17 protein-coding genes are annotated in these 17613 nt (G+C 66.4%); 10 read left to right on the forward strand and 7 right to left on the reverse strand.

Features of this window, described 5'->3' with window-relative positions; all coding sequences use genetic code 11:
• Positions 1-92: 92 nt before the first annotated feature.
• Positions 93-821 (forward strand): endonuclease III, encoded by a 729-nt coding sequence (nth, locus tag V9E98_13365; GenBank protein MEI2717952.1) that lies wholly within the window; start codon positions 93-95, stop codon positions 819-821.
• The gene (locus tag V9E98_13370) at positions 818-1513 is read left to right on the forward strand and encodes a CoA pyrophosphatase (GenBank protein MEI2717953.1); all 696 of its coding nucleotides are present in this window, start codon (positions 818-820) and stop codon (positions 1511-1513) included. The genes nth and V9E98_13370 overlap by 4 nt, the downstream gene beginning before the upstream one ends.
• 145 nt (positions 1514-1658) lie before the next feature.
• Here V9E98_13370 and V9E98_13375 read toward each other — a convergent pair whose 3' ends face one another.
• Positions 1659-2282 carry a DJ-1/PfpI family protein gene (locus V9E98_13375; GenBank protein ID MEI2717954.1) on the reverse strand — a complete coding sequence of 208 codons (624 nt, stop codon included), beginning with the start codon at positions 2280-2282 and terminating at the stop codon, positions 1659-1661.
• A 249-nt stretch (positions 2283-2531) separates the two neighbouring features.
• Between V9E98_13375 and V9E98_13380 the strand changes: the two genes are divergently transcribed.
• From V9E98_13380 to V9E98_13395, 4 genes are all read left to right on the forward strand, one after another.
• Positions 2532-3947, forward strand: coding sequence for a WS/DGAT domain-containing protein (locus V9E98_13380; protein ID MEI2717955.1), 1416 nt, complete (start codon positions 2532-2534; stop codon positions 3945-3947).
• An 86-nt stretch (positions 3948-4033) separates the two neighbouring features.
• Positions 4034-5737 (forward strand): aldehyde dehydrogenase family protein, encoded by a 1704-nt coding sequence (locus tag V9E98_13385; GenBank protein MEI2717956.1) that lies wholly within the window; start codon positions 4034-4036, stop codon positions 5735-5737.
• A gap of 16 nt (positions 5738-5753) precedes the next feature.
• Positions 5754-7502: a GMC family oxidoreductase gene (locus V9E98_13390; protein ID MEI2717957.1), complete on the forward strand. Its 1749-nt coding sequence runs from the start codon at positions 5754-5756 to the stop codon at positions 7500-7502.
• Entirely contained in the window at positions 7499-8131 is a 633-nt protein-coding gene (locus V9E98_13395) for a TetR/AcrR family transcriptional regulator (protein ID MEI2717958.1), read from the forward strand. Before V9E98_13390 ends, V9E98_13395 begins: the two co-directional genes overlap by 4 nt.
• Here V9E98_13395 and V9E98_13400 read toward each other — a convergent pair.
• Positions 8105-8758, reverse strand: a complete 654-nt coding sequence (locus tag V9E98_13400; GenBank protein MEI2717959.1) for a GAP family protein — start codon at positions 8756-8758, stop codon at positions 8105-8107. The genes V9E98_13395 and V9E98_13400 overlap by 27 nt on opposite strands.
• 107 nt (positions 8759-8865) lie before the next feature.
• Between V9E98_13400 and V9E98_13405 the strand changes: the two genes are divergently transcribed.
• Entirely contained in the window at positions 8866-10329 is a 1464-nt protein-coding gene (locus V9E98_13405; protein ID MEI2717960.1) for a metallophosphoesterase, read from the forward strand.
• Between the two features lie 19 nt (positions 10330-10348).
• Here the strand turns inward: V9E98_13405 and V9E98_13410 are convergent, their stop codons facing one another.
• The 3 genes from V9E98_13410 to nhaA all read right to left on the reverse strand — a co-directional run bounded on the left by V9E98_13410 (position 10349) and on the right by nhaA (position 12825).
• Positions 10349-11278 (reverse strand): alpha/beta hydrolase, encoded by a 930-nt coding sequence (locus tag V9E98_13410; protein ID MEI2717961.1) that lies wholly within the window; start codon positions 11276-11278, stop codon positions 10349-10351.
• Positions 11275-11748: a phage holin family protein gene (locus V9E98_13415; GenBank protein ID MEI2717962.1), complete on the reverse strand. Its 474-nt coding sequence runs from the start codon at positions 11746-11748 to the stop codon at positions 11275-11277. The genes V9E98_13410 and V9E98_13415 overlap by 4 nt, the downstream gene beginning before the upstream one ends.
• A gap of 75 nt (positions 11749-11823) precedes the next feature.
• A complete protein-coding gene (gene nhaA, locus V9E98_13420) occupies positions 11824-12825 on the reverse strand; it encodes a Na+/H+ antiporter NhaA (GenBank protein ID MEI2717963.1) in 1002 nt (333 codons plus the stop codon).
• Between nhaA and V9E98_13425 the strand changes: the two genes are divergently transcribed.
• Positions 12785-13120 carry a hypothetical protein gene (locus V9E98_13425; protein MEI2717964.1) on the forward strand — a complete coding sequence of 112 codons (336 nt, stop codon included), beginning with the start codon at positions 12785-12787 and terminating at the stop codon, positions 13118-13120. The two genes, nhaA and V9E98_13425, sit on opposite strands and share 41 nt — an antisense overlap.
• A 71-nt stretch (positions 13121-13191) precedes the next feature.
• On the forward strand, positions 13192-13671 hold the full coding sequence (locus tag V9E98_13430) for a YiiD C-terminal domain-containing protein (GenBank protein ID MEI2717965.1): 480 nt from the start codon (positions 13192-13194) through the stop codon (positions 13669-13671).
• Between the two features lie 55 nt (positions 13672-13726).
• On the opposite strand, the gene acs is transcribed toward V9E98_13430, so the two are convergent.
• The gene (gene acs / locus V9E98_13435; protein ID MEI2717966.1) at positions 13727-15679 is read right to left on the reverse strand and encodes an acetate--CoA ligase; all 1953 of its coding nucleotides are present in this window, start codon (positions 15677-15679) and stop codon (positions 13727-13729) included.
• A gap of 123 nt (positions 15680-15802) precedes the next feature.
• Here acs and V9E98_13440 point away from each other — a divergent pair, with 123 nt between their 5' ends.
• Positions 15803-16600: a hypothetical protein gene (locus tag V9E98_13440; GenBank protein MEI2717967.1), complete on the forward strand. Its 798-nt coding sequence runs from the start codon at positions 15803-15805 to the stop codon at positions 16598-16600.
• A 71-nt stretch (positions 16601-16671) separates the two neighbouring features.
• On the opposite strand, the gene V9E98_13445 is transcribed toward V9E98_13440, so the two are convergent.
• Positions 16672-17433 (reverse strand): matrixin family metalloprotease, encoded by a 762-nt coding sequence (locus V9E98_13445; protein ID MEI2717968.1) that lies wholly within the window; start codon positions 17431-17433, stop codon positions 16672-16674.
• Between the last annotated feature and the right edge of the window lie 180 nt (positions 17434-17613).

Consider the following 17613-nt stretch of genomic DNA (forward strand, 5'->3'; position numbering starts at 1 on the left):
TTCCCATCGCCTGAGGCGCGGTCGGCATTGAGGAGGTTGCTCCAAACGGGTCACGCACAGTGGGGGGTGGGGCGCTCGGCTACGGTTCGGGTGTGGCCCCGGCGAGCATGGATCTCAGTGAGCATTACCGCTCGGAGAGCGATCTGGCCCGGGTCCGGCGAGCGCGTCGGGTCATGCGCGTCCTCGCTCTCACCTATCCCGATGCCCGGTGCGAACTCGACTTCGGGGATGCGTTCCAACTACTGGAGGCGACGGTTCTGTCCGCGCAGTGCACTGATGCACGGGTGAACCAAGTGACCCCGGAGCTGTTCCGCCGCTGGCCGTCTCCTGCTGACCTGGCGGCTGCTGACCGGCATGACCTGGAAGAAGTGATCAAACCGACCGGGTTCTTCCGGGCCAAGGCCAACAGCCTGCTGGGGTTGGCGCAGTCGGTGTGCGAGCGCCACGACGGGCAGGTCCCGGACACTCTGCCGGAACTGGTGGCCTTGCCTGGGGTGGGCAGGAAAACCGCCAATGTCGTGCTGGGCAACGCCTACGGTGTTCCGGGCATCACGGTCGACACTCACGTCGGCAGGCTCAGTCGTCGTCTGGGTTTCACCCGGCATGACGATCCGGTGAAGGTCGAGCATGACCTGATGCACTTGTGGCCCCGGCCCGACTGGACTCAGTGGTGTCACGTATTCATCTGGCACGGGCGGCGTCGGTGCCACTCCCGTCGGCCGGCGTGCGGAGTTTGCCCCGTCCAGCGCTGGTGTCCATCATTCGGTTTGGGGCCCACCGACTCAGTGGTCGCCGAGCGCCTCGTCAAGGGACCGTCATGATCGGGGGCGACGGCCGGGACAGGGGCGACGGGGCCACGGCTTGGTTGGATGACGGTGTTCTGCCCGCCCTGCCGCGGTGGTTGGCCCCGATCGTCGCAGCGGTGCGGCGGATCACCCCCGAAGACATGAGCAAGTTCCTGCCGCCACCTGAAGGCGGGCGACCCGGTGCCGTTCTGATGTTGTTCGGCGAAGCGGAGCACGGCCGGGACCTGTTGCTCATCGAACGTGCGGCCACCATGCGTTCGCACGCGGGTCAGCCGGCTTTTCCCGGCGGGGCCATTGACGCCGATGACGCTGATGCGATCGCTGCCGCGCTCCGCGAGGCCGAGGAGGAAACCGGACTCGATCCTCGCGGTGTCACTGTGTTCGGGGCGCTGCCTGACCTGTGGTTGCCGCCATCCGGCTTCGTGGTGACCCCCGTGCTGGGGTGGTGGTCGACTCCCAGTCCCGTCTCGGCCGCGGACCCGGCGGAGGTCGCCTCCGTTCATCGGGTGCGCATCGAGGATCTGCTCGATCCGCGCAACCGCGTGGAGGTGAGACACCCCTTGGGTTACGTCGGCCCCGGTTTCGAGGTCAATGACCTGCTGGTGTGGGGGTTCACCGCCGGTCTGATCTCCCGGCTGTTCGACGCCGCGGGCTGGACCCTCGAATGGGAGCCGGCCCGCCAGGTGGACATCAGTCCCTACCTTTAGGCTAGGCGCCGCTGCGGAACCTGCAGGCGCCGCTGCGGAACCTGCAGGCGCCGCTGCGGATCTGTCGGCGCTCGCTGAGATTGTGGGTGAGTCTCCGGCTTGGGGCGGAGGCCCGGTCGACGGACAGTCCTGCGCTGGTGGGGCGCTACGTACCGTTGGGTGATCGCCAGTCGTAGTCCATCTGCCGCGCCACGGATCGGGCGAAAGGCTCGTCGGCGAGCAGCCGCGCCACCAGATGCAGACCCAGGTCGAGGCCGCACGCGATTCCGCCGGCCGTGACAACGGCGCCGCTGTCGACGACCCGGGCCGCTTGTGCACCGGGCTGACGATGCGACAGTTCGGCGAGGTCCTCCCAATGGGTGGTCCAGCGATGCCCCGCGAGCACGTCAGCCTGAGCGAGGAGGAACGCGCCCGTGCACACACTCGCCGTCACCTCGGCGTGGGCAGCGAGGGTTGCGACGGCCTCGCCGAGCACGACGTCGGCGGTGGCGGATTCGATGTCGATGGTTCCCGGGACGACAACGACATCAGGTGAAGGGACATCAGTCGCGGCCATTTGTGAGACGTCAGCGTCCACGCCGACTCGTAGCCCTCCGTACGCCGTTACGTCACGACCGCCCGGAGACACAGTGGTCACCTCGAATGGGGCTGCCTGGCCGGCGCGTTCCCGCAGGCGGTTGGCCGTGAGGAAGACTTCGAACGGTCCAGCGAAGTCCATCAGATCCATGGTGTCGAACAGGAGGAAGGCGACCCGCATGGTGGCACTCAACCACACTGCCCGTTCGGTTCTTGACTCGCTGCGGGAACTCGACTCGATCCTCGGGAGCACCCCGCGGTGAGGGTGCACCCTTCACCGACCACTTCGCGGTCGTGTGGTGATGGACTGATCAGTTCAACCGCCCTCCGCGCACCGAGCTCAGGTAGGTTCTCAGCGCGAAACGCTGTGAGGGGCGAACGATGGCAACGGAATCGATTCCCAAATCCGACCTGACCTGGCTGAACATGGATCTTCCGACGAATCTCATGGTCGTCAACGGACTCATGTGGTTCGACGACATCACCGGACTGGGACGCAGTCCGGGATGTTCTTCGCACCAGGCTGATCGGTCGCTACCCCGTCATGAGTCGTCGCCCACGCAAGTTGGGCGGGGAGTGGGTGTGGGAAGACGACCCGGACTTCGACTTCGATCGCCACGTCAGGACCGTGGCGCTCCCGTCACCGGGCGACCGCGCCGCCGCCCAGGAGTTCATCTCGCGTCGCATCAGCGAGCCGTTGGACCGCGACCACCCACTGTGGGAGTTCGATTTCATCGATGGATACACGACCGCGGACGGAAACGAGGGGTCGCTGATCCTCGCTCGGTTCCACCACGTGCTCGCCGACGGCATCAGGATCGTGCAACTGATCCTGGGAATGTGTGATGTCGATGAGGACGCAGCGCCTCCTGCCGTCGGCAGGAAACGGGGAGCCGGCAATCCGGTCAAACTGGCGACCAGCGCGGCCCGGGGAGTGGCAGGTGACGCCGCGTCATTCGTCCGGGACACGGCTGCCGCGGCCGCACGCGCGGTACCGAAGATCCCGAGCTCGGTGGCCGGCCTGAAGCCCAATGCGTTTTATCAGGGCTACGAGTTGGTCGTGAGGCCGACGAAAGTGACTGACGCGGTTTCTGCCCTGTCCTCAGAGGACAATGCAGCGCTGAACTCATGGCGTTCGGCCAGTCGACTCACCTTGTGGGGGCACGAGTCTCGGCTGGTCGCCGATCAGGCGCCGGGTGTCGAGAAGCGCGTGGGATGGGTTGTGGGCCTCGACCTCGGCGGGGTGAAGACGGTGGGGGCCGCGCATGATGGCACGGTCAACGACGTCCTTCTCGCCACAGTGTCCCTGGGCTTGTCCGCCTACCTGAGGGAGCGGGGACGCGAGGTTCCTGATGAGACCAACTTCTTGGTCCCGATCTCCTTGAAGCCGATCGACATGTCCTTGCCCGAGGAACTGGGCAACCACTTCGCCATGGTGATGTTCCCGATGCCATTGGGGATCGACGACGTCGACGTTCTCCTCGCCGAAGTGAAGACCCGGATGACCCGCATCAAGAACAGTGCGGAAGCGATGATGATTTTCGGTGTCCAGCGCGCCGTGGCCGAGGCACCCCAGGTGATCGGTGAGAACCTCACCCGCTTCGTGGCCAACAAGTCGGTGGGATTGCTGACCAACGTGCCGGGACCCCGGGCGCCCATCTACTTGGCCGGCCACAAGGTCGGAGGGATCCTCGGGTGGGTGCCCACCTCGTCGGATCAGAGCATCGGTTTGTGCATCTTCAGCTACAACGGCGAGGTCAACATCGGCATCGCCACCGACGGCGGCATCATCCCAGACCCGGATCACCTCGCGGAGTGCATCCAGTCCGCATTCGCGGGCCTGCTGTCGGCGTCGTAGTACCGACTCCCCCCGGCCCTTCGCCTCCCATTTGGACAACCTATATAGCGTTCGATATATTGGCGCCTCACCGGGAGAGAGAGCGCATGAACCTGACCACCATCGATGAATCCCTGGCGCGGCTGCGCGACAACAAGGCCCAGTGGGCACGCCTGCCGATCGAGGAACGCATCCGCTATCTGGAGCAGATCCGTGACCTCTTGGTGGCCAACGCGGACGCATGGGTGGCCGCGGGGGTTCGGATGAAGGATCTCGACCCACGATCACCTTTTGTCGGGGGCGAGGAATGGCTCGGTGGGCCCTATCCGACGGCCGCGTGGATCACCGACATGATCGGCACGCTGACCCGCTTGTCGACGGGTGCGGACCCCCTCGAGGGTGTGCGCATCCGAACGCGGTCCGATGGGCAGGTGGTTGCGGGCGTATTCCCCTCGAACCCCTACGACCGGCTGCTACTCAACGGCTACGAGATCGATGTGTGGATGCAGCCGGACGTGACACCGGCCACGTTGCGCGACCACGTCGGTTCCTTCTATCGCCAGACCGACCCCGCCGGTGCCGTCACCTTGGTTCTGGGGGCAGGCAACGTCGCTGCCATACCGATGTTGGACGTCCTCTATTGCCTGTACGCCGACGGTCACGTCGCTGTGTTGAAGATGAACCCGGTCAACGAGGCCTACGGTCCGGTGTTCGAACGGATCCTAGCGCCGCTGATCACAGACGGATATCTCGCCGTGGTCTACGGCGGGGCCGATGTCGGCAAGCATCTGACCGACAGCGATCTCGTCGACACCGTGCACATCACCGGCAGTGAGCGCACTTTCAACACCATCGTCTTCGGCCCCGGAGCAGCCGGCGAGAAGGCGAGGGCCGCGGGCCAACCACGCTGGCGCAAACCGATCCGTTCGGAACTCGGCGGCGCGAGTCCGACCATCGTGGTGCCGGGACCGTGGACGAAGGCCGACATCGCCTACCAGGCCCAGCACCTGGCCACCCAGAAGCTGTTCGCATCCGGCCACACCTGTGTGGCATCCCAGGTACTCATCCTCCCCGAGCGCTGGGAACACAAGCGCGAACTGCTCGACGCTCTGCGGTCGGCGCTCGCCGCCGCCCCTGACCGGCGTCCCTACTACCCCGGCACCCAGGAACGCCAGGACGCCTTCCGTGCGGACAATCCCCGAGCCGAGGTGATCCCCGGACCCCAGGACCGAACCCTCCTGGTGGATGTCGACTCCGATAGTGACCACCCCGCCTTCCACGACGAGATGTTCGGCCCGATCTACGTGACCACCGCGTTGGCCGACTCGGATCCCGCCGACTTCTTGATGTCTGCCGTCGAGTTCGCCAACGAGCACCTGCACGGCAACCTCGGAGCGAACATCATCGTCCACCCCAAGACCGCTCGGTACCTCGGAGAACGACTCGAAGAGGCCATCGCCGCGCTGAAGTACGGCTGTATCGGGGTCAATGTGTGGTCCGCGTTCGCGTTCCTCTCCCCGCGTGCTGCCTGGGGCGCCTACCCCGGCAACACGCCGGACTCCATCCAGTCCGGTACCGGTGTCGTGCACAACTCTCTTCTCTTCGACCGATCGCAGAAGTCCGTGGCTCGCGCGCCCTTCCGCCCTTTCCAACGGTCGTGGAGCCACCCACGAGGCGGTCTGACGGTGAAGCCGCCGTGGTTCCTGGACAACCGAACCGCCCTCCAGACAGCACGCGCCTTCACCATGTTCGCCGCCGATCCCCAGCCTGTCCGCCTACCCCGCATCTTCCTCCCCGCCGTCCGGGGCTGACCGAAAGGAAACATCCATGACCGAAACAACGAAGACGACCAACGCAACGAAGACGACCAACACCACCGAGAAGTCCCCGGAGCACTGGGATGTCGTGGTGGTCGGCTCCGGCTTCGGTGGATCCGTCGCCGCCTTGCGCCTGAGTGAGAAGGGTTACAAGGTCCTCGTCGTCGAGTCCGGTCGCCGGTTCCGTGACGACGAACTGCCGAAGACCTCGTGGCGACTGCCGAAGTTCCTGTGGGCGCCGGCGATGGGCATGTTCGGCATCCAGCGTCTTGCCTTGCTCAACGATGTCTTGGTGCTGTCGGGCGCCGGTGTCGGCGGCGGTTCGCTCGTGTACGGCAACACCCTCTACGAGCCCCTGGACGAGTTCTACGCCGACCGGCAGTGGGCCCACATCACCGATTGGAGCAGCGAGTTGGCCCCGCACTACCAACAGGCCAAACGCATGCTGGGGGTGGTGGAGAATCCGGTCGAGACCCCGGCCGATCAGGTGATGCTCGAGGTCGCCACCGACATGGGGGTGGCCGACTCGTTTCACCGAACGAGTGTGGGCGTGCTTTTCGGAGATCGTCCGGGCGAACACGTCGAGGACCCGTTCTTCGGGGGCGCCGGGCCTACCCGAACCACGTGTGACTCGTGCGGATCCTGCATGACCGGCTGCCGCCTCGGGGCCAAGAACACCCTGGTGAAGAACTACCTGTACCTGGCCGAGGGCCTCGGGGCCACCATTCAGCCACTCACGACGGTCACGAGCATCACGCCCCGGGGCCAGGGCGGTTACCGGGTTTCCATGCGAGCGGCCGGCCCCGGCGCCGGTCGACCCCCCCGATCGGTGATCACAGCCGACCACGTGGTCTTGGCCGCCGGAACCCTCGGCACGCAGAAACTCCTGCACTCCATGAAGGACTCCGGAGACCTGCCCGCTCTGTCCGACCAGCTAGGCAGACTGACCCGCACAAATTCCGAGTCCATCTTGACCGTGGAAGCCCGTGACCTCGAGGTCGACTACTCCCACGGGCCGGCGATCACATCGTCGATCCACCCGAACTCCCAGACCCATGTGGAGCCGGTCCGGTACGGCCCGGGCAGCAACTTCATGGGGATGCTCAGCACCCTGCTCACCGAGGGCGACCGACCCGGTGAGCCGTCGGTGCCCCGGTCGCGGCGGTTCCTCGCCGCGCTGCGCAGCAACCCGCGGTCCTTCCTGCGCTCCCTGTCGGTGCGTCGCTGGTCGCAGCGCACAACGGTCATGCTCGTGATGCAGAGCTTGGACAACTCGCTCGACGTGAATCTCAAGCGGAACGTCTTCGGCAAGCGCACGCTGGCGTCGACGCAGGGAACCGGCGATCCGAATCCTGCGTGGATCCCCGAGGCGCACGACGTCGCCAAGCGGTTCGCGGACAAGACCGGTGGGGAAGCGCGCGGAACGTGGACGGAGACCTTGAACATCCCGATGACCGCGCACATCCTGGGGGGCGCCGTCATCGGCGACAGTCCGCAGACTGGTGTCATCGACCCCTATCATCGCGTCTATGGCTACGCAGGCATCCACGTCGTGGACGGTGCCGCGGTGAGCGCCAACCTCGGCGTCAACCCGTCATTGACGATCACCGCCCAGGCTGAGCGGGCCATGTCGTTGTGGCCGAACAAGGGTGAGGCCGACGCACGGCCTGAGCCGGGTGGTGCCTACGTGCGGGTCGAGGCGGTGCGTCCGCTCAGGCCGGCTGTGCCTGACGTGGCCCCAGCCGCCCTGGCGTGGTGACCCGACAGGCGGGAAACACCCCACCCGCGGACGAGCGCATCCTGCAGGCGACCATCGACGGTTTGACCCAGCTGGACCCTGCGGCGCTCACTCTGCAACGAATCTGTCGTGCCGCGTCAGTGACGGCACCGACCGTCTACTACCACTTCGGCAACAAGGACGGAATGATCGCAGCAGCTGTCGAGCGACTAGTGTCGGACTGGCTGCAGATGATGGATGCGGCCGTCAGTCGTGATGGGGACCTGGGGCGGACACTCGATCAGGCCGTGGGGGCCTGGGAGGCGACCATCACCTCGCCCACCAGGCCGATCGCCGTGTTCGCGTGGGCGACCTTGCTGTTGGCTGGCTCGTCGGAGCAGTGTCGTGACGCCTTGGTTCGGGCGCGCGATCGCACGCTGGCACTTGTCGCGGAGGCGCTGGCGCCGCACACGAGTGAGGAAACCACGGCCTTCCAGGCGAGTTTGGTCGTTGACGCGGTAGTCGCGGCCGCACTGCAGTTCGAACTGGACAAGGATCGAGTCGCGTTGCGGGCGCGACTCGATGGGCTGGTCAGGATCGTCGGCGCCGCCGCCGGAGTGCAGGTTGAACTCCCGGTCGCGGCATCACAGCTTCGTCACGCCCCCCACTAACAGCAGCACCCCGATCGCGGTCAGTACTGCCGAGGCGACGGCGACGCTGTTGTGCTGAAGCCATTCCCTGGTCGCGTCCAGCGACTTGAGTGTCCGCTGCCCTCCCACGAGGAAGACCACCAATGGTGCTGCCACACTGGCCGCTCCCACGATGACGAAAACGGCGATGGCTACCGCGGCCCCGCCGGTGCCGGCATCGCTGGACCCAATAGCCAAACCGACCGCGACGGCCATCAGCAGTTCCTTGGGATTGGCCGCCGACATGAGGATCCCGTAACGCACGGCTTCCCGCGGACCTGCCTCCATGAGAGTGGACAACCACGCTGGGGTCGACTTCTCGGCACGTCCCAGCCACATACGAAGAGCGATGACAATCAGGATCAGCCCCAACACGATGCGCAGCCAGGCCCCCACTCCACCTGACCCCTGCTGCCCCTCGATCCGGCCGGCCAGCACGGACATGACGACCGTCGCGAGAGTGAGACCGGCGATCCAGGTCACTACGTAGGTGACGGTCGTAGGACGCGGCCGGGGCGTGAACAGCAGGACTACGGAGACGATCACGGGGAGCGGCGACGCGAAGACACCCACCGCGAAGGGCAAGACCTCGACAATCAACTGCATCATCGCGCCATTGTCCTGCCAAGGCACCAAGTTCCGCGCGGTGGACGACAGGTGGCCGGCAACGCGTTGATCGGGTACTCGCAGCCGAAATGCGGGTTTATGGTTGCGGGATGCAGCAGATCGGTCGAACATTCCCGACGGCAGTTGCCGCAACTCTGGTCGGCGCTATCGTCGTCATCGCGCCGGGCACAGCGTCCGCCGTTGCGCCCACAGTCGGCGCACGGTCAGGGGCGGCGGCGCCTGATCCAGCGCCGGTCACCGGCCAATCCGGGAGTCTGATCGCCGCCTATTCGCTCATCGCGCCCAAGGGGGTGGCGAAGTCCCAGCTTCTGACTCGCGCGGTGACAACACCTGGGTCCTGCCCGACTCTGACGGTCAAGGATTCCCAGTCCCAGACCCAGACGCTGTCGATGACCAGACGCTCGCCTGCCCCGGGTACGGGCAACTTCTTCACCAGTGTCACGGTGTGCGAGCGGCCCATGCCGACCAAGATGGTGTCAGCGAAAGTCGGTGGCAAGCGGGTACCGGCCGCCATTCCCACCAACATCGACCGGATCGCCCTCTTCGCTGACACCGGATGCAGAATCGAACAGTTCCGGGGCCAAGTCATCTCCCAGGACTGCAACGATCCTGACCAGTGGCCACTGGCCAAGATCGCCCAGCAGATCGCCAACGCTCAGCCGGATGTGATTCTCAACCCCGGTGACTATTTCTACCGAGAAGCGGACTGTCCCGTTTCGCTGCAATCCTCCTGCGGCGGCAGCCCACCCATCGCCACGGGTGTCCCGTTCAAGGACACATCCGATCTTTGGCTCAAGGACGTGATCCGACCGATGCGTCCGATCTTCCCGGTGGCGCCAGTGCTCATGCTGCGCGGGAACCACGAAGCCTGCGACCGCGGGGGCAACGGGTTCATGCTGTTCTTCGACCCTCGCCCCAGCACGGCCGCCACATGCGCCCCGCTGAGTGCTACCCAGGCACCCGTTGCGGCCACCCCGACGTGGTTCGCCGACCTCGATCTGATCAAGAGCCGTAGCCTGCGGTTGGCGAATGTCGATTCCGCCTACGGGTCAGACGGCCCCACCCAGTCGGCCTGGGTGCCCACTCAGGCCAAGCTGTATCAGGCAGCCGCCAACGGCACGAAACCCCAGCCGGGCCGCGAGTCCTGGCTGTTGACCCACCGGCCGATCATGGGTCATACGGGATCCCACTGGTTGTCACTGGACCAGGAGCTCGCCTCCCTGGGGCTGCTCGGGAACTACAACCTGATTCTGTCCAGTCACATCCACCTCACTCAGGCGGTGTGGATGGCGAACTACCCGCCGAACCTCATCATGGGCAACGGCGGCACCAAACTCGATGCCGCCCCCCAACCCTTGACCAGTGCCTTTCCGGTGACTGCCACGCCTCCGTTCACTGTGCCGGCCGCCACTGATTGGAGTAGTTCCACTTTCGGGTTCGCCGTGGCCGAGCCCGGGACCCAGGCCAACCGCTGGCGCATCACCCACCTCGGAGTGGATGGCAAGAAGTTCGCCGGGTGCTACGCGAAGACTCGGCAGATGACCTGTAGTTGATCCAGAGCCCGGGTCCGGGTCAGTTCGTGGGAGGCAGATCGGCCAGCCACGGGATGACGGTCTCAGCGAACCGATCCGCCGCCTCCTCCTGGGGGAAGTGCCCCACGCCGGTCAGATCGACCCGTGTGTAGGGGCCCCGGACGAAGCGGTCGCTGCCATCGGAAGTGCGCGGCAGGATGGACCCATCCTCGGTGCCCAGGATGTGCAAGACCGGTTGGTGCACCGGGAACTGCATGCGCTGCTGGAATCGACGTCCGTCGGGGCGCGGGATCGAGCGAATCGCCCACCGGTGGTATTCAAGGGCGCAGTGCGCCGTGGAACTGAACTGGATCGCGGCGCGGTACATCGCCGCTGTGGGCTCATCGGGCCAGCCCGGCGTGCCCGACCACAGACGCAGGATCGACTCGACCTTGGCTCCGTCGTCCTTGACCAACGCGCGTTCCGGCGCGAGCGGCCACTGGTAGCCCAGCGCGTAACGGGACAGTTTGCGCTGCTCAGAATCCGACGTGAGGCCGCGGCGGAGCAACACCGGGTGAGGCATGGACACCGGGACGATGGCTCGCACAGCCGACAGTCGCATGACGGCTGCGGCCCAGGCGATCATCCCGCCCCAGCCGTGTCCGATCATCACGGCATTCGACTCGCCCAGCGAACGCACGACTCCTGCGGCGTCGGCTGACAGCGTGTGAGGGTCGTAGCCGTGGGGGGTGTGGTCCGATCCTCCATAGCCGCGCAGATCCATGGCCACCGCACGGTAGCCCGCGTCGGCGAGAACCGGCAGCAGGCGGTGCCAGGTCCACCAGTACATCGGGAACCCGTGCATCAGGAGGACGAGCGGGCCGTCACCCATCTGCGCTGTGTGGAACCGGGCGCCGTTCGCGGCGACGTCCTTGTGTTCCCAGGGGCCTTCGGCCCAGATGGCCGATTCGGGGGTCGGACCCGGGCTCACTGGGTGATGCTGCGCGAGTCCGCGGTGGCCGGCGCCAGAGCCGTGCCGGTGGCCGGACCGGTCAGGGCGTCAGGCTGCTTGCCGGAGAGCATCTGCTTGGTCTTCTGCCACTCGACCTTGGCAGCCCCGAAACCACTGATGTTCTGGGCCCGTTTCTTTCCCACCATCGCGAGGATCCCGGCGACGATCAGCAGCAGCAGGGTCACGATCCCGAAACCTGCCCAGGTCGGCAGACCCAGGGCCACGAGTACGTAGGCGATGGTGACGAGCAGGAAGATGCCGCCCATGGCGCCGGCAGCCGCGGCACCGATGAACATGCCGCCCGTCTGGGCGACTTCGCCCGACGTGGCTTTCATCTCGGTCTTCACCAACTCGGCTTGCGCCTGGGCGAGACGCTGGGTGTCGGCCGCCACTGACGCGACCAGCTGCCGGATCGTGGGGTCGTCGCTGCCGGTGCCGTTGGTGTTCACTACCGTCTCCCTTTGTCGCAGGTCAGCCTAATCCCTGACGCATGGCTGTCGCCTCGGCCGTGGCGTACAGATCCATCAGGACGGGTCAGGATCTCGTTGGTAGACATCTGGGATGCCGTCCTGATCCTCATCGGAGTCCTCTTGGGCGCGGTACTCCGCGTAGTACCGGTTGCGCGTCAGGAGCACGAACGAGGCGATCACCGCCGACACCACGGAAGCGAGCAGGACGGCGATCTTGGCGCTACCCAGCAGGGACTCGTCAGCGCTGAATGCCAATTCGGCGATCAGCAGCGAGACAGTGAAGCCGATGCCCGCCAGCAGTCCGACCGCGACGATGTCCCGCCACTTCACGGCGCTGTTGAGGGACGCCCGCGTGAAGCGCGCGACCAGCCAGGCCGTCCCGACGACTCCGACAGGTTTGCCGACGATCAGTCCGACCATGACACCGAGAGCGATCGGTGTCGTGACCGTGTTGAGGATGTCCTGCCCGCGCAGGTCGACGCCTGCGGCGAAGAAGGCGAAGAGGGGAACTGCGACCCCGGCGCTGATGGGTCGGATCACGTGTTCGGCGCGATCGCCTGGCGCTTCGGCCTCGCCCGGGTCCGGCTTCACCCGAGTCAACAGCCCTGCTGCCACACCCGCGACCGTGGCATGAACGCCACTGGCGTGCATGAACCCCCAGGCCAGGACGGCGAGCGTGAGGTAGATCGGCCAGCCGCGCACCCGCTGCCATTGCAGGAGGCCATACAGCGCCAACAGCGCCACCGAGATGGCGAAGGACGTGGCATCGAAGCCTTTGGAGTAGAAGATGGCGATCACCAGGATCGCGCCCAGGTCGTCCACTACGGCCAGCGACAGCAGGAATGCGCGCAGGGCGACCGGCAGGTTGCGGCCGACAACCGCCAGCACCGCGAGTGCGAAAGCGATGTCCGTGGCCATGGGGATGCCCCAGCCGTCCGACTGGCCGTCGCTCGAAGCGGCGTTGACCGCGACGTACAAGATGGCGGGCACCGCCATGCCACCGATGGCAGCTGCGATGGGGACAGCCGCCTTCGAGGGCTTGGCCAATGTGCCCAAATTGCAGTTCGTGGCGCAGCTCCACCCCGGCGACGAAGAAGAAAATCGCGAGGAGTCCGTCGGCGGCCCAGGTCGACAAGGACAGGTTCAGGTGCAGTGCCTCCGGGCCGACTACTGTGTCGGCGATCGCGAAGTAGGCATCCCCCCAGGCGCTGTTCGCCCACACGAGGGCGATCGCCGCCGCGGCCAACAGCAGCACGCCGCCGACGGTCTCGTCGCGCAGGGCCCCGAGAACCCATTGCCGCTCGGGCAAAGGAAGTCGACCGAACAGGCCATCGCCCGTTCGGTTCGATGAGTTCGAGTCAGGAACGCTCACCCACCCACAGTAGTCACGGGTGCTGGATCGCAGCCCGCTACATTGGCCCGGTGACTGCATCTGTTCCCCCGCCCTCCGATCAGGTTCCCTCGCCTGCCGACGCCACGGCCGTCGTGCACCAGTCGATCCCCTTCCTGCAACGCATGGGGCTGGAGGTCCTGGCCATCGAGCGCGGCTACGTGAAACTGCGAGTACCTGCCGACATCAACGGCAACCATGTCGGGACCATGTACGCGGGGGCCTTGTTCTCGATCGCGGAGGTGCCTGGCGGTTTGCTCGGGCTGCTCATGTTCGACCCGACCAGATTCTTCCCCGTCATCAAGGCGATGTCTGTGGAGTATTTGCGCCCCGCGACATCGGCGGTGACGGTCGAAGCGCGGATCAACGACGCCGAGGCGGATCGGATCCTGGCGGAGGCGGAATCACAGGGCAAGTCCGACTTCGTCCTGGACCTCGAGGTGACCGACGCCGACGGCGTTGTGGTCATGCGCAGCAGTGGCACGTATCAGTTGCGAGCCCGGCAGCCCTGACGGTCCGTTCCTGCCATCCCGCACTTCCGGTGACCCGGCATCCCATCCGGCGTGGTCAGTCATCCCCGGGGGCATCGAGGCCGTGACTGATCAAGTTCATGATGGTGGGGTCGGCCAGGGTGGTGACGTCGCCGAGTTCGCGGTGTTCGGCGACGTCGCGCAGCAGTCGGCGCATGATCTTGCCGGAGCGGGTCTTCGGTAGCTCGGGCACGATCATGATCTGCCGGGGTTTGGCGATGGGGCCGATCTCGTGGGCGACGTGATTACGCAGCTCGGTGGCGAGGTCGGGGCCGGGGTCGGTGCCGGCGCGGGTGATCACGAACGCGACGATTCCTTGGCCCGTTGTCTCATCGGTGGCACCGACAACGGCGGCCTCCGCGACGGTGGGATGCGACACCAGGGCGGATTCGACTTCGGTGGTGGAGATGCGGTGCCCGGAGATGTTCATGACGTCGTCGACACGGCCGAGCAGCCAGATCGCGCCGTCGGTGTCGAGCTTGGCGCCGTCGCCGGCGAAGTAGGTGTCGGGCCAGCGCGACCAGTACGTGTCGCGGTAGCGCTGGTCGTCGCCCCAGATCCCGCGCAGCATCGCGGGCCACGGCTCGTCGAGGACCAGGTAGCCGCCTCCACCGGGGGCCACGGGGTCGCCGTGGTCGTCGACAACGGCTGCGGAGATGCCGGGCAGCGCGCGCATCGCCGATCCGGGTTTGCAGTCGGTCACGCCCGGCAGGGGGGCGATCATCATCGCCCCAGTCTCGGTCTGCCACCACGTGTCCACGATCGGGCACCGGTCATCGCCGATGACGTGGCGGTACCACATCCAGGCCTCCGGATTGATCGGTTCCCCGACGGACCCGAGGACCCGCAGGCTGGACAGGTCGAACGATTCGGGCAGTTGATCGCCCCACTTCATGAAGGTCCGGATCGCGGTCGGGGCGGTGTACAGGATCGACACCTGGTGTTTGGCGATGATCTCCCACCACCGTCCCTTGTGCGGGGTGTCCGGGGTGCCTTCGTAGATCACCTGCGTCGCGCCGTTGGCCAGCGGGCCGTAGACGATGTACGAATGCCCGGTGACCCACCCGATGTCGGCGGTGCACCAGTACACATCGGACTCGGGTTTGAGGTCGAACACCGCCCAATGCGTGAACGCCGCCTGGGTCAGGTAGCCACCGGAGGTGTGCAGGATGCCCTTCGGGGTTCCCGTGGTGCCGGAGGTGTACAAGATGAACAGCGGATGCTCGGCGTCGAACGCCTCGGGAGTGTGCTCCGGCGAGGCGGTGTCGACCACGTCGTGCCACCACACATCGACACCGTCGTTCCACGCCACGTCGCCACCTGTGCGTTTGACGACCAGCACCTGGCGCACAGACGGGCACTCCGCGACGGCCTCATCCACCGCGGGTTTCAACGGCATCGCCGCACCGCGGCGGAACTGCCCGTCAGCAGTGATCACCACCTTCGCTTGCGCGTCATCGATCCGGCTGCGCAGCGCCTCCGCGGAAAACCCCGCGAACACCACCGAATGCGGTGCCCCGATCCGCGCGCACGCCAACATCGCCACCACCGCCTCCGGGATCATCGGCAGGTAGATCGCCACCCGATCCCCCGCACCCACACCTAGGTCCGTCAGCGCGTTCGCCGCGCGAGACACCCGATCCTGCAACTCTGCGTACGTGATCTCCGTGGACTGCCCGGACTCGGCTTCGAAAATCAGCGCGACGCGATCACCGGCCCCCGCCGCCACATGACGATCCACACAGTTGACCGCCACATTCAACCGACCCCCCACGAACCACTGCGCGAACGGAGCGTTGCTCCAGTCCAGCGCCTTGTTCCAGCGCTGCGCCCACTCCAGACGATCAGCCTGCAACGCCCAAAACCCCAACCGGTCGCCGGCTGCCTCCTCGTAAGCCACCGCCGTCACATTGGCGTGCCGGGCGAACTCCTCCGATGGCGGGAAAGCGCGGTTCTCCTGCAGCAGGTTCTCGAGTGCTTCGTCGCTCACGGGGGCTCCCTCTCGGTGTGCGTGATGACCGGACGAACCGGCGATTCCCGACCCTATCCGGCCCGTGCGCAAGTGTCCCGCGCCTGAGCCCGGATGAACCGGTCCACCGGCTACTGTCATTCCGTGCCGGATGCGATTGCCGACCTCGCCAGGTTGCCAGAGGTGGCCCCGCGGTTGGCCGATGCCCGGGCCGCGGTGGACGAGCTCCTGTGGAATCGCTCGGCGCGGGAACGGGGCCGTTCCCTGGTGGCTGAGTCGACCCTGCTGGGTGCCTGGGCGGATGCGGCGTTCGAGGGAGCGGAGATTCCGCGGGACAGCTTGCGTTCCGGAGTGGTCGAGGACTCACCGATGGGTCGCACGGCAGCCCGGACTCTCGCCATGTACGCCCAGATCCCGGCTGCCGCCGAGACTCTGCGCAAGGCTCCGTTGCAGGCGCTCGCAGCGCTGCACGCTGCGGTGGCAGTGGGATCGGACGGTGGTGTCGGCAGACCCCGCAGCGGTGCGGAACCGGCTGATCCGCTCACGTTGCGGACGGCAGTCCCCGCGGCCGAGGCGGCGCAGCGGATGGCTGCGCTGGCCGACGTCTTGACTGGGGTGTCCGCGGCTCCCGCGCTGGCCGTCGCGGCTGTCGTGCATGCAGAGATCGCGGTCACCCAGCCGTTCGATTGGGGCTCCGGTCTTGTCGCCCGAGCCATGACACGTGTCGTGCTGCGGTCTCACGGAGTCGACCCGGATGGCTGGTCCATTCCCGAAGCGGGACTGCGCATGATGGGGCGGCCGAAGTATGTCCGTGCGTTGCGCGAGTACGCATCCGGTGATGTCGCCGGAGTCAGCGGCTGGCTCGCGACTCACGCGGACATGGTGGCCGCGGGGGCCCGGGCTGCTGCCGATCTCGTGGCTGATCTTCCTCCGGACGAGTAGCTGAACTCCCTCCGGACGAGTGGCAACGCGCTAGGGCGGCCGAGCGCTGTGCGATGGGCCCGACGTGAAGCTCAGCGTTGGCAGGGCAGTTCCGCGAGAGTGCGCAGCCCGGTGATGTCGCCTGGCGCCAATGCCGGTCGATCGCTGCTCAAAGTGCCGTTCATGATCGAGCCGGACGAGTCCACGTGACCGAGCCCGAGAGCATGGCCCGACTCGTGCAGATACAGCGCCTGGCGCAGCACATCCTCGCTCAGGGCCGCTGCGTCGTGGGCATCGATCATCACGAAACCACGGTCGCCGACCAGTTGGCCGCTGGCCCCACTGTCATTGCTGACGACCTGCAACCCGGCGTTCCCCGCGGTCCGTCCGCGTACGGCCACGGCGCGGTGGGAGTCGTCGCCCGCCGCATCGTCGCCGTTGACATAGGTGATCCCGATGGAACCCGACTCGATCGACTCCAGGTTGAGTTGTCCGTCGTCAGTCAGTTCGAGTGCCCGCTCGCCGGCGAACTCGAAGCGATAGCGTCCCTGCGACGCTGTTGTCCAGGCCTGGAACACCGCTTCCCACCGCTGCACCTCTGCGGCGGGGTCCATGCCGGAGCCGCCGACCTGAGTCAGGTCGATCGTGTAGGCGATGGTGCCGGCACACCAGCGGCCGGGATAACGGTCGTCGTCGGATCGCAGCAGGTAGGAGTATCCCTTGGCGCGGGCCGTGGTGGCGTTCGCCTCCGCCGAGGCGTTCTGAGCTGAGGTCGTCGCATCGGGACCGACGCGCAGCCGCGGATCCGCGGCGAGCAGCAACAATGCGGCCACAGCGATGCATGCCGCAAGCACACGCAAGACACGGTCCACGGGACCCATACCTGATCAGATCGGCGCGTCCCACTCGTTGCCTGATTCCGGGATCAGTCGTAACCCGAATGGATCAGTCAGGCGGTGACGAATAGGACAGTTCACCACCATCGGTACTCACCAGCGGCCCAGCGGTGGGCAGAACCTGTGGGCACTGCGGCA

This window comes from Candidatus Nanopelagicales bacterium (genome assembly GCA_037045355.1).
In the GTDB taxonomy this organism is placed as follows: Bacteria; Actinomycetota; Actinomycetes; order S36-B12.

Excerpts from the sequence above, each read along its gene's own strand:
- V9E98_13400 (MEI2717959.1), bottom strand. The coding sequence starts at position 8,758 with ATGATGCAGTTGATTGTCGAGGTCTTGCCCTTCGCGGTGGGTGTCTTC.
- V9E98_13370 (MEI2717953.1), top strand. The coding sequence starts at position 818 with ATGATCGGGGGCGACGGCCGGGACAGGGGCGACGGGGCCACGGCTTGG.
- V9E98_13385 (MEI2717956.1), top strand. The coding sequence starts at position 4,034 with ATGAACCTGACCACCATCGATGAATCCCTGGCGCGGCTGCGCGACAAC.
- V9E98_13405 (MEI2717960.1), top strand. The coding sequence starts at position 8,866 with ATGCAGCAGATCGGTCGAACATTCCCGACGGCAGTTGCCGCAACTCTG.
- V9E98_13390 (MEI2717957.1), top strand. The coding sequence starts at position 5,754 with ATGACCGAAACAACGAAGACGACCAACGCAACGAAGACGACCAACACC.
- V9E98_13425 (MEI2717964.1), top strand. The coding sequence starts at position 12,785 with ATGGGGACAGCCGCCTTCGAGGGCTTGGCCAATGTGCCCAAATTGCAG.